Origin of the sequence: Mesorhizobium sp. M6A.T.Ce.TU.016.01.1.1 (genome assembly GCF_003997065.1) — a bacterium.
GTDB classification, from domain to species: domain Bacteria; phylum Pseudomonadota; class Alphaproteobacteria; order Rhizobiales; family Rhizobiaceae; genus Mesorhizobium; species Mesorhizobium mediterraneum.
In genome coordinates, this window is sequence record NZ_RZTJ01000179.1 from 1 (window position 1) to 327 (window position 327).

Sequence of the window (327 nt, forward strand, 5' to 3'; positions counted from 1 at the left end):
CCGTGGTTTCGTCGATCAGGATTGGAAAAAAGTCCGCCGCATCATCGACACCAACATCACCGGGACCGTCTATCTCGCGCATCAACTCGGAGCCAGGATGGCACGCCGCGGCCGAGGCCGCATCCTCTTCACAGGATCGATCGCTGGTTTCATGCCCGGCACTTTCCAGGCGGTCTACAACGGCACCAAGGCATTCATCGATTCCTTCTCGATCGCACTGCGTCATGAATTGCGGGACACAGGAGTCACAGGCTCCGTGCTGATGCCCGGGGCAACGCAGACGCGGTTCTTCGAACGCGCCGAAATGATGGATACCAAGGTCGGCAC

General features: G+C 59.3%; 1 protein-coding gene. It reads left to right on the top strand.

Going from position 1 to position 327, the window contains the following annotated elements; translation table 11 throughout:
* Positions 1-327 (top strand): SDR family NAD(P)-dependent oxidoreductase (locus tag EOC94_RS33860; protein ID WP_127295910.1); only part of this gene is annotated, 327 nt, incomplete at both ends.